Source organism: Chitinophaga niabensis, assembly GCF_900129465.1.
Taxonomy (GTDB): Bacteria; Bacteroidota; Bacteroidia; order Chitinophagales; family Chitinophagaceae; genus Chitinophaga; species Chitinophaga niabensis.
This window is the reverse complement of record NZ_FSRA01000002.1, coordinates 2,154,483-2,169,095: the sequence shown is the minus strand read 5'-3', so window position 1 is coordinate 2,169,095 and position 14,613 is coordinate 2,154,483. Positions and strand designations below refer to the sequence as shown.

Here is a 14,613-nt window from a genome sequence, read left to right as displayed (position 1 = left end):
AGAAGCCTTCCCGTAAACGGGAAGGCTTCTTTCCTTTTAATAAAAACCCGCTTTCCCAAAAAGAAAAACTGCTCCTACCAAACACGATCCCTTTCTCAAAAGAAAAATACTGCGCCTTCTGCTGCGTGGCAAAACCCCGCTTCCCAAAAAGAAAAACTGCTCCTCACCAAACACGATCCCTTTCTCAAAAGAAAAATACTGCGCCTTCTGCTGCGCGGCAAAAACACCGCCTTCCCAAAAGAAAAACTGCTCCTCACCAAACACAATCCCCTTCTCAAAAAGAAAAAAAACTCCGCCCTCTGCTGCGCGGCAAAACACGGCCTTCCCAAAAGAAAAAATCCCCCGCTGATTCACATCAACGAGGGAAAATGGGGTCTATTGTTTTAGTTGGTTATTTCGTTACTTCAATGCAATAGGTAGCACAACGCCAAACTTTCTGATACGGCTTGCCATTGTGATCACCGGATTTTTCATCTGTTGCAGCTACTTCTACAAAATAACGGCCAGGCCAGATCGGCGTGAACTTAGCAGACCCGGTACTATCTGTCCATAATTTCTTACCCCAACCATTTGGTGCAAATACTTCCACTTCTTTATCACCTGCAGGTAATTTGTCCAACAGCGCTTGCAGGGTAATGCTTTCATTCACTTTATAGGTGCCTTTTGCAATTGAATAAATGCTTATAGGGTTTTTGTTCGCAGTAGCATCACCGCCTGTATTACTCTTTCCTACCACTACAGCTGCACTGGAATGATAATCCAGCCTGCTGCCATTATACACATCCTTCACGGAATGTTGTAACAACACAGTGTACACCCCATCGCTTTCCGGCGTAAAAACTGCTTTATAGTGATCAGAACCCGGCGTAGAGGTCAGCTTGATCTCTTTCTTATCAGGAGTGATCAGGGTAAGCGTATAGGACTTGGTGTCTGACCACCATTTATCCACAGGAGAAATATCTTTGTCAGCATACTCACCCCAGAAAACGCGTACTTCCTGTGGCTGTCCTTTTTTGCCGGTAGGGCTTGTTTCAATCCAAAGGGCATGGCCAAATACCTGGGAGCAGGCCAGGGTAAACAAAGTGATCATTGAGAAAAGTCGTACATTCATATAACCAGTATTTTAGTTCAATTCCCCGCAAAAGTAATTCTACAGGAGGGCGGCCACTAATCAATTCGGAAATTCCATTTACGCAATACGGAAAAATCCGGCCGGGCTGGTAGCATATTAACCCTTCCATTCCATACCATTCCTTCACCACAGGTTCGCCATCGGTTCGTTCAGTGTTCGGCAGGCCATTATTGGTAATTTTGTACCAGCCCTGAAAGGGCATGAGAATTGCAGATAATAAGGCAGAAGGGGCCAAATTGCCCCCTAAAAGGTAAATATTGCATAATTTAGTGATCCTGAACGTTAATATCCATTGGTAACTCTCTAACATTTAGAAATAATCATACATGAAACGGTTTTTATTATTCCTTGCTACGATCTTACCGCTGGTTTCCAGTGCGCAGAAACTTACAGATGCGGCTGTTGAAGATGTTTCCTCCAAAATGGCCACCCAGTTCCTGAAGCTCAACGATCCCGCCCTGGTATTTGTGACCGAGCAAATGAACAGGAGTGGTTCCGGCGGCCTGGAGATCGACAAAACCATGCAGGAATTAAAGAAAGATCCCGCCGCCCTGGATGCGGCCCTCAAATACCTGTTCCAGTTCAGCGACTGTAACCGCCAGACCCTCATCGCGAATTTAAGGGCCATGAACCTCCAGTCCGGGAACGTGTTCCCCGTAGCTACCTATGTGGTGAATAAATACAAAGGTGAAACCAAAGCGCTGGTGGAAGAAAAAGCAGAGCTGATCAAGATAGGTGCTATTCCGAAAGTGATCTCCGTAATGGTGGCTCCTCCTGCCAATCAGCAGGCTGTAACCACTGCTACAGTTAACCTCCCTCCTGGTAGCACAGTACCTGCCGCCACTCCCACTACAGATCAGCCACAGGCTGCACTTAGCGGCAATCCTGCAGCAGGCCCTGCCGATACCCGCAACTGGGATGTACGCGTGATCTTCCAGATCACCACACCAGATCAGCTACAGCAGATCTATGGTAAAGAGAATATGGAACTCCGGGAAGTAAATGACCTGGATGGAAATTCCGCCGGCAAAGCCTGGGTGATCTACCCGGATACAGACGACGAGATGGAAGTGATCTTCAACGGCGATTCCTCCAAAACCATCATGTTCGGTAAAGAGCGCTCCAAATGGAAACCTCCTTTCGGCATCAAACCCGGGGACCCGATTGAAAAAGTAACCAAGGTGAATACCCGCCCCTTTAAAGTGAATGGTTTCGAGTGGACCAATGGCGGTATTGCCGATAGCTGGCAAGGTGGCGCCCTGGATAAAAAAGGTGTAGAGATCCTTTTCCGTGCAGTGAATACCGGCGATCCTAAATTATATGATCAGTTCACCGGGGAAAAGAAATTCAGCTCTGATAATTCAGGTTTAAAAAGATTAGGGGTGATCGTAGAGAAAGTAGTGTTCACTACTTATCAATAGTCTACCATTACTTTAATACTGTCTGAAGGAAAATTTTCCATCAAAGTTTTCAGTTCAGAAAAATGAACCCGGTGTGTAATAAAGCGCACCGGGTTTATTGTTTTGTTCTTTATTGCCCGGGTGACCTGTTCAAAATCTTCACGGGTAGCATTCCTGCTGCTCATAATGGTGCCCTCCCGTTTATGCAGTTCAGGATGGGAAAAAGAGAGTATTTCTTTCTGCAAGCCTACCAGTACATAACTTCCGCCATGTGCCAGGTACTGCAATCCGCTATTGATGGCTGCCAGGTTTCCGGTAGCATCTATCACCACATCCGCTGCTATTCCCTGCGGATCGCTGGTAACGGTTACGCCTAAATTCTCTGCGCAAAAGGCCAGGCGTTCTTTATTCAGATCAAAAGCTGTTACGGTTGCGCCCCTCATTTTTGCGAAAGCCACTAATCCTAAACCTATAGGCCCTGCGCCCATCACTAATACGGACTCCCCGGGTTGAACATCAGCGCGCCTTATTCCATGCGCTCCTATGGCCAGTGGTTCCACCAGTGCCAGTTCATCTGCACTCAGGCCATTGCTTTTTATAAGGGATGCAATTGGAACAGAAAGATATTCCACCATACCACCATCCACATGTACGCCGCAAACTTTCATCTGTACACAGCAGTTTGTTTTACCACGCAGGCAGGCATTACATTGGCCGCAATGAAAATAAGGGATGAAGGTGACCATCTCCCCTTTTGCGAAACCCGCTATATCCTCCGTCAGTTCTCCTGCCAGCTCATGGCCCAGGATCCGTGGATAACTGAAATAAGGCTGGTTCCCTTTGAAAGCATGAAAATCTGTTCCGCAAATACCCGTTCTGCGGATGCGGATAATAACATGGTCCTTCTTCATTTCCGGGGCTTCTGTCTCCTGGTATTCCAGGAAACCTGGCGCGCTGCAGATCAATGCTCTCATGTGAGTATATTACAAAAATGGAGAAATATGAATTTTCCCGCTAACAAGTATGAATATTCTGAAATTTAGTGTAGTATTGACTACGGATACAAACTTATTGAAACCTAACCAATTTTGGACGCGCTTTCAGGTCAATTAATTGCGCTATATTAACATCGTTATGAAACCAGTATTGCGTCAGATGACGGCCACGCCGGACAACTCTTTCGTTGTTCGTAAAGACTCGGGGGAGAGCATGTTGAACAATTGGCATTATCATGCCGAAATTGAATTCCTTTATATCCGCAAAAGTACGGGTACCTGGCTGGTAGGAGACCATATCGGGCATTTTCAGAATGGAGATGTAGTGATGCTGGGGCCCAATCTGCCACATTGTTTCCGGCATGAAGCCGGAGCCATGGAATCAGGTGAAACCATCTGCGTGAAATTCCTCCCTGCTATGATGGGTCCTCACTTCCTCGAATTACCGGAGGCAAAGTCCATTCAGCACATTATCGCCAAATCCAACACAGGGCTGAAGCTGGAAGGCAAAACAAAAGAACTCGCCGCCGCTATGATCGAAGAGATGCTGGAAGATTCTCCCGGCAAAAAGCTTGTACACCTGTTATGGTTGTTGCAGGAAGTGGCAGATAGCAAAGAAACCGTTCCCTTATCTTCCAAAGGTTTCATTCAATCTCCCGGAAACCCTGATGAGGAAAGGGTCAAACTCATCTTTGAATACACACTCAAAAATTATCATCAGAAGATCTCTTTGGATAAAGTGGCTACGTTGCTGCATATGACGCGCCCTTCCTTCTGCCGGTTCTTCAAGAACAAAACGAAGAAAACGTATGTGCAGTTCCTCATGGAAGTGCGTATCGGCTATGCCTGCAAGTTGTTGGTGGAGGATGAGAAAAATGTTGCTGAAATAGGCTATGAGTGCGGCTATAATAATATCTCTCATTTCAATCACCAGTTCAAGACCATCACCGGCAAAAAACCACTGGAATACAAAAAGGACTATCTTCAGAAAAATAGCTAATGCTGCAGGGAGTGATATTTGATGTTCCTTCATGAAAGTATTGCCAGCTAGCATGGCAATGCAAACCATGGAGAAAATCTCCTACCTAACGTATTGCCAGCCAGGCAACGCAGTCAATGAGCCTCCCCTGCCTGGCGTATTGCAAGGCAACACAATCAATCAGAAAATCCCCCTGCCCGAAACGCATAGCCGGCAGGTTTATTTCAGAATGCCTATTTTAGCGGCATGGATAAGCTCAACAGATGGCTGATACACCTCGGCAGGTTCAGAGCAAGATACACTTCTCACCGCAACTTCCTGATCTTCCTGAGTTTTGTAGTGGGCGTGGTAGCTGCGCTGGCAGCAGTTCTCCTGAAGATCACGGTTCAATTCTTCGAACACCGGGTGGATGTAATGAACAACTGGATGAACAGCAACTGGCTCTCTGCCATGCTGCCATTGCTGGGAACAGGTATCTCCCTGTTATTGCTCACCCGTTTTTTCCGGCATAAGCTCAGCAGAGGTGTTGGTTTCATCATCCATAATATCATCACCAATAAAGGCCGTATCGAAAAAAGACATACCTACGGCCACATCCTCACCAGTGCTATCACTGTTGCTTTTGGCGGAAGTGTTGGATTGGAAGCTCCCATTGTAGCAACCGGTGCAGCCATTGGTTCCAACACAGCACACGATCTCCGCCTTTCTGCCAAAGATACGGTGCTGTTGCTGGCATGCGGCACTGCCAGTGGTATCGCAGCTGTATTTAACAGCCCCGTTGCCGGGATCATTTTTGTGCTGGAAATATTCCTGCTGGATTTTAGTATTCCTTTCTTCATTCCATTACTTATTTCCACGGCCACTGCTACAGTTGTTTCACAGCTCATCTATCCCGGCAAGTTCATTTTCATTGCCAGCGAAAGCTGGAGTATGAAAGCCATTCCCTTCTATATCTTCCTCGGCATCTTTTGCGGATTGGTTTCTGTATATATCTCCCGCTCAGTAGATTTCATTGAAGGATATTTCGAAAAGAGAAGGATGAACTGGAAGAGCTGGCTCATCGCGGGGATTCCTTTATGTGTGCTCATATTCTTTTTACCAGGTTTATATGGCGAGGGGTATTCCACCATCACTAACCTGTTACAGGGAGAATACACTACCCTCACCGCTCATTCGCTGCTGCAATCTTACAGTCAGCATGCCTGGGCAATTGTACTGATGACGGTATTGTTACTGATCTTCAAAGTGGTCTGTTCCTGCCTGACGATCAGTGCCGGCGGCAATGGGGGCATCTTTGCCCCTTCTATGATCACCGGCGGTTTAACCGGTTTTCTGTTTGCCTACCTTGTGAACCTTTCCGGCATCTATCAGCTCAATACGCCCAACTTCATCATCACAGCCATGGCAGGAGTACTGGCTGGTGTAATGCATGCGCCGCTAACAGCTATCTTTCTGCTGGCAGAAATTTCAGGGGGCTATAAGTTATTCATACCACTGATGATCGTTACCGCTATCTCTTACTTCATCACCCGTAAATATGTGAAACACTCTGTATACCATAAAGCATTGGTAGAACGAAAGATCATTACAGACCACAGCGAAGATGCAGATCACTTTTAAATAAAAAAGGGCCCGGTAAATACCAGGCCCTGATTGTAAGCATGAGATATTATTTACAGCGAATTCGGTTTGTAAACTTTTATCAGTCCATCATCTTCACTGCTCACTACCAGCAAGCTCTTCTTAATAGGACTATCCTTTGCAGGGATCAGCAACACACCTTCCGGCGCATCGCCACATTTCACCATTTGTAAGAAAACAGGCGCTGCAGGATTAGACACATCATAGATCGCTACGGCATCCACTCTTTCCAACCCTACAAAGGCAACCGTTTTTTTACCTACTACACCGATGGTGATACCTTCCGGCTCAATGCTCTTATCATCACTGCGGCCATCATCATAAATATTGGCCGCATTGGCTTTTGTATCCAGTTCATTTTTGCTGTCGTAGATCTGTGCGCCGGTGTTACCGTTCCAAACACTGAAGGAACGGGCGCCATAGGAATAGATCACATCCAGCAGCCCATCTCCGTTGATATCGCAATCCCTGTAAGGAATATTCAAACGGCCCAGCTGTGCTTCTGTTTTCAACGCAACTGCATCAGGGAATACGGCAGGGTCCAGGTTCTGGCTGGAAAGTCTTTTTACATCTGTGTAAGCAGTGTATTCGCGGGCATCACCTTCATTAGCCGTAAAGAGATGAGGAATGCCGCCACTGTTCAGTACCGCAATAGCATCCGGCATGTAAAGACCCCTCACTTTGTATTTCCTGGGCGCAAAGCCACCATCCCTATCGCTCAGGTCCATGGCGTTAGCATCCGTATTATAATCTTTAAAACCAAGCGGGAATATGTCCGTGATGGTTTTGGTGGAGATATTGATCTTGGCAATAGCATTGTTCTCCTGCAAAGTAACCCAGGCTGTTTTAGAATCGGCGGAAACTGTTACATATTCAGGTTCCATATCTTTTGCAAAAGTGGTATTAAGGCCCCCTACCCTTAAGCCTTTCTGAACAAGCGCAGCTTGTTGAGCGGCAAAAGAAGAGAAATCCAGGTTCACCACGCTGTAGTTATCGTTTACAGAAATGACAGACACGGTACCGGCAGGATCATTGGTGTAATCTGCACTGGGTTCGCCTTCGTTAGCTGTGAGGATGTAAGCGCCATCGGGGCTATAAGTCACCATGTCCGGCAATGCACCTACCGCTATTTCTTTCACTACACTGTAGTCGCTGGTATTGAATACTACTACTTTCCCATTATCCTGTTTGTTGACAGCTTCAATCGCTGCGGCTAATTTGCCATTGAAAACAGATACGCTGTTCACGGCACCATAAGCTTTTACATCAATGCTCCTGATCACGCTCAAATTGGCAGGATCTTTAAAATCGATCACTACGATCTTATTATCTCCTTCAATATTAGATACGGTAAAGAGGCGTTTGGTGATGGGGTCATAAGCAGAAATTTCTGCGGCACCGGGTTTAGTGGGTTTTACGCCGATGTCAATTGTACTCACAATGGAAAAAGTGGCGGGGTCCTCGTCAACAAAGAAAGGTTCATCTTTATCTCTGTTACAGGCAAATAAGGAAACAATTACTAAAAGAGGAAGTAAATTTTTAACGTGCATAAGCGAATGTTTATTTCGCCAATGATACTGCACCCGGTTAACCGCAATGTGAAGAAATGATTATTAAATAGTTAACAAAAACCGGTAAGCCGTGCTTACCGGTTTAAGAAGGCCTAATTCTTACCTTCTGTGGTTTGCTTCCAGTTATCTGTTTTGAAGGGCGATGCAGGCAGCCCTTCTTTATTAAAAAGGTTAGGATGCGGAAAGTTCCTCCAGGCAAAACGCACTGCCGCCGGTTGTTGTACCCCGTCAGACCATACCACGATCGTATTTCCGTCGATCTTTGCCTGCGCAGGTACAAACTGCTGGTCATTCCCTGCGATCATGAATTCCTGCAAAGGCCCGTCCTTTGCCTGCAATCCATCTGCATGCTCAAAAGAGAGCCTGATCTTATTCCCTTCTGTTTTATAGCCATTATACAAAGGCCCCGAAACAACAACATCCTTTCCATATTCATTTTTCAAAGCCCAGCGGGAAAGCCGTTCCCCCACCAGTTTTTTATTACGGGGGTGAATATCCAGCGAATCTCCATTGTCCGTTGTTACCACTATGCCGGTATGTTTCACTGTTCTGTAAGTATAGAGCTGAGCATCCCTGATCTCGGGGCTCTGGCCACGATGCGGAGAGATCTGTACAAAATAGAAAGGAAGATCGTTGTTCTTCCAGTCCTTCCGCCAACTGGCAATCATGGCCGGGAAAAGACGGCGGTATTGATAAGCACGGTCTGAATTGGATTCACCCTGGTACCAGATCACTCCCTTTAAAGTATAGTTCACGATCGGTGCGATCATACCATTGTATAATTTATAAGGTCCTTTGCTGTTATTGGGGCCCATGGGTTCCCTGGGGGCTCCGCCTTTTTTGCTGCTGGTATCTGCCCGCCACTTTTCCATTGCCAGCTTATGTTCCTCTATAGCTGCAGGATATGCTGTTAATTGCTGGCGGAAGCGGTCCATGATCACTTTGAAATCCTTATCATTTTCCAGCACTTCCTGTTTAGTCCAGGATTCTGCCGGTGTACCACCCCAGGTGGAATTGATGATGCCTATCGGATACCCTGTTTCCCGCTGTATCTCTTTTGCGAAATAATAAGCTACGGCAGAAAAAGTATCCACTGTTTGCGGAGAACATACTTTCCATTTACCGGAAAGGTCCTCCTGTGGTTCGTTGGCTACTTTATTCCCTACATCTATCATACGGATGTTTGGATAATTGGCCCCTGCGATCTCCTGTTCATAGTTCAACACGCCGGTGTAATTATTATTCTGCCGCACCACCACAAATTCCATATTGGATTGCCCTGATGCAAGCCATACTTCTCCCAGCAATACATTCTTTACTTCCACGTCATTGAACCGCAGCACATAGGGGCCTCCTGCTTTACCTGTTTTCAGGCGTACGGCCCATTTACCTGCGGCATCTGCTTTTGTGACCTGGCTCCCTTTCGCCCAGCCGGCTTCTACTTTCACTGCTTCGCCTGGTTGTGCCCATCCCCATAAAGTAACGGTGGTTTGCTGCTGCAACACCATGTTATCACTGATAATAGCGGGGAGCTTTACCTGTGCCATTGCCGGAACACTCAGCAATAGAAAAAATATCAATCTGTACATGCTATTGATTTAATTTATTAAACTCATCTTTGGTTACTGCAAATATGCTTCCCTGCCTTAACCCTTCTGGCAGGGAGATCTTCCCGGACACATCGGTCCAATGTTTTCCGGTCTTTTTCATCGCCTGATATAATGAAGGGGTGTTAGTGTAACAGGGCCCAGCAAACCTGATGCTTTGGGTATCCAGCCCGCAGCTGTGAATAGTCCATCCGCCCCCCGGTTGGCAGGTAAACGGGCAGGCATATTGATGTTATAGAACTTCTTCCATTCCACTCCCCGTTTATCCAGGTCAATGATGCGATTGGCCATACTATTCGTTACTGCTATCCGTAGTTCATTCTCTGCTTTGAGCGCTGCTGCAGGTATAACCAATTTATACACAGGCCCTATCAGGGTAGCCAAACGTTTTCCGTTGAGGAACAATTCGGCGCTTTCTTCCACCCTGCCTAAATTCAACTCCCATGCGGCGGCTTTGCCTGCGGGCCTTTTAAAGCGGAGGCGGTATTGTGCAGTGCCGGAAAAATATTCCTTCCCGGGAATATTGGTCCATGAAATCAACCCGGTGGAAGCGGGAACACCTTGCGGGAATTGCAACTGCCACTTACCCAAAACACCTTTAGTCTCGCCGGAAGGAACCGTATAAGGAAAACTTTCTCCGGTAAAAGTACCTGTTTGAATGATACAACTTTCTCCCGGTTCCAGGTTCACATATACCTGTAACCTGCCATCAGCAGTTACTTTGGTCCCGGCCACACCTTTCCGGCCCAGCATGGGATCAAACAATGCAGCATGTGTAGCTTTGGAACTGAAGGTGATATAATCCGCAAGCGGCTCTTTACCAGTATTACTGATAAAATAATAATGCCCGTTGTTGTAAGCGCGGCGTACAAATTGCAGGTGTTTAAATATTTCCTGCCGCACCTGCGCCGCTTTCATCAATTCAGTCAGTGATGTATCCAGGAAAACATTTTTAGCGGAAGAGAGTTCTTTTATTTTCTCTTTAAAGGCCGCTTCCCTTCTTTCCATCTGAAAATAACCGGGTACATCCTGCGGAAGGCGCTCATACAACAGCACAGTAGCACCTGCTTTCACTAACGCTATCAGCTTATCTATGGTTTCCAGCGGCAGGTATTTTACACCTGCTAACAGGATGGTCTGGTATTGCCCTCCGGCTGTATGTATCTTGCCATTCAGCACCTGCGCCTTTTGCAATTGCAGGTCAGAGATCAGATCAAAGCTGTATCCTCCTTCCAGCATTTCCTTTGCCGCTGCTTCAAACTTACTGCCATGAAAGCCTTCCATGCCATCGAAGTGATGCAGCAGCTCACGCGCAGGCTGGCTGTTCCGGTCATGGAACGGGAAATACAGCAACACATCATTATCACTTTTACCTGATTGTAAGAACGACTGGCAACGTGCCACATAACTGTTCAACGCAGCAAAGTCTTTCCAGAAAGGATTTGCCGGGGTAAAATGTACCGCTGCATAGAACAACCATCCCGGCCAAACTTCCTGCTGCGGAGAGTAATTAGTGCCGTGATAGAAAATATGGTTCACGCCTCCCACAAAATATTTATCAATAGCCTGTTTCACATCACCAAGGGAAGATTGAAAATGTTCATTCAGCCAGGTAGCAGCTTCTGCCGAGGCCAGTGGCTTTCCACTCACATGGGCAGCAGAAGTGGCAAATTTAAAACGCAGGATATCTGTACCCTCTGTTTCAGGTATATCTATAGCATCGTACAGATCAAGGATATTGGCAGGAGATCCATGGCTCTGGTTACGGATCAGTTTTCCTTTCGAACGGGCCCATTGATGCCAGGGCCGGGTGAACTGTTCCAGCAACAGATCAGAAATGGTCATGCGATAATCGTACAATACCATCAGGTGCTGCTTTGAACTATCTTTTGCCAGTAAAGCAGGTAATTGGCTGCGGAGGTCGTATCCCCGCTTCTTCTGAAAAGCCTCAAAAAGATCAGGCGTCCAGTTAGCTTCACCGCGGGCATCATCCACTTCATAAGAGTCATTGAAAAAGCTCCGCAATGTGGTAAGATCATATCCTGCAAACGCTTTATCAAAATGACCGAGATAGTGATCGAGTGCGGAAGAAGAAAAGTGATCGATCGCAAATCCTTCACCACCAGGTGCGGCACGTTCTACCATTTTCCCATGCCAGCCCTGGAAGAGTGCATAGACAGTTGTAAGGCGGGAAGGAGACCAGTTCAGTTTTCCCTGCGCATCTACCTTGTTTGTAATATCTGTGATCTGCCCGTTATCATCATAAGCCACCAGGGAGATCAGCGGCAATGGTTTAGCATAACGCACCTGGTCTAAAGCCAATGCCTGTAAGTCTTTATTCGCGGTAACAGGTTCCTTTAATACAAGGTCTTTCTGCAAAGGATTGGCACTTCTGATAATGGGCTGCTGCATGTAAGTAACAGGCTCAGGCAGTTCCGAACCGGGTTTTAAAACATACTTTTTAAAAGCGAAGTATTTGCTGGCGTCCTTATCCGTTACCCATGGCCCGCCAAAAGGCCATCCGGTACCTGTAGCCATATCTATTCCCAGGTTCAGCCGTTTTGCTTCCTGCAGGGTATGCTGCAGCATCTCCATCCATCCGGGTGTAAGAAAAGGAATGAACTGTTGTTCCTTTCCTTTCACGCCATAAACAGGCGTGATCTCCAACCCACCCAAACCGGCCTTTTCATATTGGACCATGGCAGCTGTTAAGCCCGCTTTGTCTACAGCGCTGCCCTGCCACCACCATCTTGTCCAGGGTTTGGCAGACCGGGTGATCTCCGGCCACTTTACCTGGGCGGTAGCGGCTTCCAACAGGAACAGGGTCAATAAAAGAAGATGGATGCGTTTCACTATGTCATAAGGATTGTCTCATTGTAATATAGAATGGAACTTCTATCTGCTCTTTAGAATTCTCCAGTACCAGCTTTGCCGCCATTTCCCCCATGATCCTGAAATCTGTGGAAATAGTGGTCAGCCCGTTGAGGATCAGTTTTTTGAGGGGCGTTTCATTGTAGGAAATGATGCCTACATCTTTACCGATCACCAGGCCCAGGGAAATGATCTTTTCTATCAATACCACCAGGTCGTTTTCCCTTAAGTTGATATAAACATCGCCGGGCTGGATGTTTTCTGTGGCAATATCCCGCACCACTTTACCGCTGAACGCATAATTCTGGCAGAACTGCTGAAAACCCAGGAAGATCTCCTCCGGGTAATAAGAGTATTCCGGGAAAATGATCTTAACCGTCTGGTACTTTTGCAGCTTATCCCGCGCCTGCTCCAGTGCTTCGTAGATGTCTTTCTGAAAGTTCTCATACACCGCGCCATATTCCCCTGTTACCCCCTTCAGTTTCTTATCCAGCAGGATCAGTTTTTCTTTTGGAATGGCGTTGATCACTTCATCCACATTATCCCATCTTTCCCTGAAGTGCGGGAGGATCACCACATGCGTATATTCTTCCAGTTTTTGCGTGAGCAGTTTCCTGAATAAACCAAAATCGCTGTTATAGATGTAGAAGTCGATGCTGGCCTGTTCGCCCAGTTTACTGGCAAAAGAATCGTAGATGATCTTTTTGTGTTCGCTTAATTTATTGAACAGGAGTAAGATCTTGAACTGGCGGCCCAGGTCAACATTTTTCACGTAGTATCCTTTGCCGGGTACAGAGCCCAGTACCCCCAGCCCTTTTAAGTATTTATATGCCTTTTCCGCCGTATCCCGGGAGATCTCAAAAACATAACTCACTTCATTAATGGAAGGCAGCACATCGTCCATCTGCACCTTTTCATCTGCAATGGCCTTGATAATAGAGTTGGCCAGCTGATAATATTTAGGTGTAGCGGAAAAATCGTCGATGAATAAATACTTGAAGATCGGATGTTGTTTCATACGCACAGTGGAATTTATCCGGCAGACAAGATAATGAAAAACCATAGTAATCCCGTATCAATCCCGTAGCATTCCCGTATCAATCCCGTATCCATCCCGTAGTTACCCGGGGTACCTGTCAAAAGAACAGTCCTGCTTCAGCAGAAATGTCACCGCAAAAAACATCAAAAGCCCTCAATTCCCGCAAAAAACCTCAAAAACCACCCGCTGATTTCCCTAACGCCCAATACTATCTTAATTTAGGGTAAACACCAAAAGCATGACAGTCCATGACGGTTATAGCTGCCTCATGCTTTAATTTTAAACGATTAAGCCTTTAATATTCCACCATGCAAGCACTTTTAGGAATCATCTTTCATTTCATTGGCGGATTTGCCAGTGGTAGTTTTTATATCCCTTACAAAAAAGTAAAAGGCTGGAGCTGGGAAAGCTACTGGATCACCGGCGGCGTTTTCTCCTGGCTGATCGTTCCTTTCATTGCTGCCTGGTTAACTGTTCCCGGCTTTATGGACATCATTGCCAGTACACCTTTTTCTACTTTATTCTGGACGTACATCCTGGGTGTGCTCTGGGGCATTGGCGGATTAACATTCGGCCTTTCCATGCGCTACCTCGGTATGTCCCTTGGTATGGCAGTAGCATTAGGATTCTGTTCTGCTTTCGGTGCATTGATCCCGCCTTTATATAAAGAGTTCTTTTCAGACAGTGGGGACACCTTCACTGCCATGCTGCAAAGCAACAGGGGCATCTTTGTATTGTTAGGTGTGATCGTTTGCCTGGTGGGGATCGCCATCAGCGGTAAAGCGGGTATGTATAAGGAAAAGGACCTCTCTCCTGAAAAACAACAGGAAAGCATTAAGGAATTTGACCTGAAAAAAGGTTTGATCGTGGCTATTGTATCAGGTATCCTCAGCGCCTGTATGAGCTTTGCCATTTCTGCGGGAGAGCCCATGGGCCACGCAGCTGTAGAAAATAATGCGAATCCTTTATTTAAGAATAATGTGATCTTTGTAGTGATCATGTTAGGAGGGCTCACCACTAATCTGATATGGTGCGTTATCCTCAACGTGCGGAATAGATCGTTCGGCGATTATACGAATAAAAAGACCCCGCTGGCCGCCAATTATTTTTTCTCTGCTATTGCAGGCACCACCTGGTTCTTACAATTTTTCTTTTACGGTATGGGAGAAAGCAAACTGGGTAATGGCGCCAGCTCCTGGATCTTACACATGGCATTCATCATCCTGATCTCCAGCATGTGGGGATTTGCATTGAAAGAATGGAAAGGCGTCAGCAAAAAAACATACGCTACTATCCTCATCGGTATCACTACGATCATACTTTCCGTAGTGCTGGTAGGATATGGTAATTCTCTTGAAAACTGATCTCGTGATAAATT

General features: G+C 46.4%; 11 protein-coding genes. 4 read left to right on the top strand and 7 right to left on the bottom strand.

What is annotated here, in order from left to right:
* Window positions 1-36: 36 nt before the first annotated feature.
* Together BUR42_RS26075 and BUR42_RS26070 are read right to left on the bottom strand one after the other, a co-directional pair.
* Entirely contained in the window at window positions 37-354 is a 318-nt protein-coding gene (locus BUR42_RS26075; RefSeq protein WP_074242483.1) for a hypothetical protein, read from the bottom strand.
* Window positions 355-391: 37 nt separating this feature from the next.
* Complete coding sequence (locus BUR42_RS26070) at window positions 392-1,111, bottom strand: DUF4198 domain-containing protein (protein ID WP_074242482.1); 720 nt, start codon at window positions 1,109-1,111, stop codon at window positions 392-394.
* Window positions 1,112-1,458: 347 nt separating this feature from the next.
* On the opposite strand from BUR42_RS26070, the gene BUR42_RS26065 reads away from it, so the two are divergent.
* Window positions 1,459-2,553 carry a hypothetical protein gene (locus BUR42_RS26065; protein WP_074242481.1) on the top strand — a complete coding sequence of 365 codons (1,095 nt, stop codon included), beginning with the start codon at window positions 1,459-1,461 and terminating at the stop codon, window positions 2,551-2,553.
* Here the strand turns inward: BUR42_RS26065 and BUR42_RS26060 are convergent.
* Window positions 2,547-3,506 carry a zinc-binding alcohol dehydrogenase family protein gene (locus BUR42_RS26060; RefSeq protein WP_074242480.1) on the bottom strand — a complete coding sequence of 320 codons (960 nt, stop codon included), beginning with the start codon at window positions 3,504-3,506 and terminating at the stop codon, window positions 2,547-2,549. The genes BUR42_RS26065 and BUR42_RS26060 overlap by 7 nt on opposite strands.
* A 160-nt stretch (window positions 3,507-3,666) precedes the next feature.
* On the opposite strand from BUR42_RS26060, the gene BUR42_RS26055 reads away from it, so the two are divergent.
* Window positions 3,667-4,527, top strand: a complete 861-nt coding sequence (locus tag BUR42_RS26055) for an AraC family transcriptional regulator (protein ID WP_074242479.1) — start codon at window positions 3,667-3,669, stop codon at window positions 4,525-4,527.
* 225 nt (window positions 4,528-4,752) lie between these two features.
* A complete protein-coding gene (locus tag BUR42_RS26050) occupies window positions 4,753-6,126 on the top strand; it encodes a chloride channel protein (RefSeq protein WP_074242478.1) in 1,374 nt (457 codons plus the stop codon).
* Window positions 6,127-6,179: 53 nt separating this feature from the next.
* Here BUR42_RS26050 and BUR42_RS26045 read toward each other — a convergent pair whose 3' ends face one another.
* From BUR42_RS26045 to BUR42_RS26030, 4 genes are all read right to left on the bottom strand, one after another.
* Entirely contained in the window at window positions 6,180-7,697 is a 1,518-nt protein-coding gene (locus BUR42_RS26045; RefSeq protein ID WP_074242477.1) for a choice-of-anchor I family protein, read from the bottom strand.
* Between the two features lie 113 nt (window positions 7,698-7,810).
* Window positions 7,811-9,307, bottom strand: a complete 1,497-nt coding sequence (locus BUR42_RS26040; RefSeq protein ID WP_074242476.1) for a sialate O-acetylesterase — start codon at window positions 9,305-9,307, stop codon at window positions 7,811-7,813.
* A 117-nt stretch (window positions 9,308-9,424) separates the two neighbouring features.
* Complete coding sequence (locus BUR42_RS26035) at window positions 9,425-12,178, bottom strand: glycosyl hydrolase (RefSeq protein ID WP_234979809.1); 2,754 nt, start codon at window positions 12,176-12,178, stop codon at window positions 9,425-9,427.
* A 4-nt stretch (window positions 12,179-12,182) separates the two neighbouring features.
* Window positions 12,183-13,214 carry a GntR family transcriptional regulator gene (locus BUR42_RS26030; protein ID WP_074242475.1) on the bottom strand — a complete coding sequence of 344 codons (1,032 nt, stop codon included), beginning with the start codon at window positions 13,212-13,214 and terminating at the stop codon, window positions 12,183-12,185.
* 329 nt (window positions 13,215-13,543) lie between these two features.
* On the opposite strand from BUR42_RS26030, the gene rhaT reads away from it, so the two are divergent.
* Window positions 13,544-14,599, top strand: coding sequence for an L-rhamnose/proton symporter RhaT (gene rhaT / locus BUR42_RS26025; RefSeq protein ID WP_074242474.1), 1,056 nt, complete (start codon window positions 13,544-13,546; stop codon window positions 14,597-14,599).
* Window positions 14,600-14,613: the final 14 nt, after the last annotated feature.

Coding starts and splice junctions, on each gene's coding strand:
- BUR42_RS26070 (WP_074242482.1), bottom strand. CDS start 1,111: ATGAATGTACGACTTTTCTCAATGATCACTTTGTTTACCCTGGCCTGC.
- BUR42_RS26065 (WP_074242481.1), top strand. CDS start 1,459: ATGAAACGGTTTTTATTATTCCTTGCTACGATCTTACCGCTGGTTTCC.
- BUR42_RS26060 (WP_074242480.1), bottom strand. CDS start 3,506: ATGAGAGCATTGATCTGCAGCGCGCCAGGTTTCCTGGAATACCAGGAG.
- BUR42_RS26055 (WP_074242479.1), top strand. CDS start 3,667: ATGAAACCAGTATTGCGTCAGATGACGGCCACGCCGGACAACTCTTTC.
- BUR42_RS26050 (WP_074242478.1), top strand. CDS start 4,753: ATGGATAAGCTCAACAGATGGCTGATACACCTCGGCAGGTTCAGAGCA.
- BUR42_RS26045 (WP_074242477.1), bottom strand. CDS start 7,697: ATGCACGTTAAAAATTTACTTCCTCTTTTAGTAATTGTTTCCTTATTT.
- BUR42_RS26040 (WP_074242476.1), bottom strand. CDS start 9,307: ATGTACAGATTGATATTTTTTCTATTGCTGAGTGTTCCGGCAATGGCA.
- BUR42_RS26030 (WP_074242475.1), bottom strand. CDS start 13,214: ATGAAACAACATCCGATCTTCAAGTATTTATTCATCGACGATTTTTCC.
- rhaT (WP_074242474.1), top strand. CDS start 13,544: ATGCAAGCACTTTTAGGAATCATCTTTCATTTCATTGGCGGATTTGCC.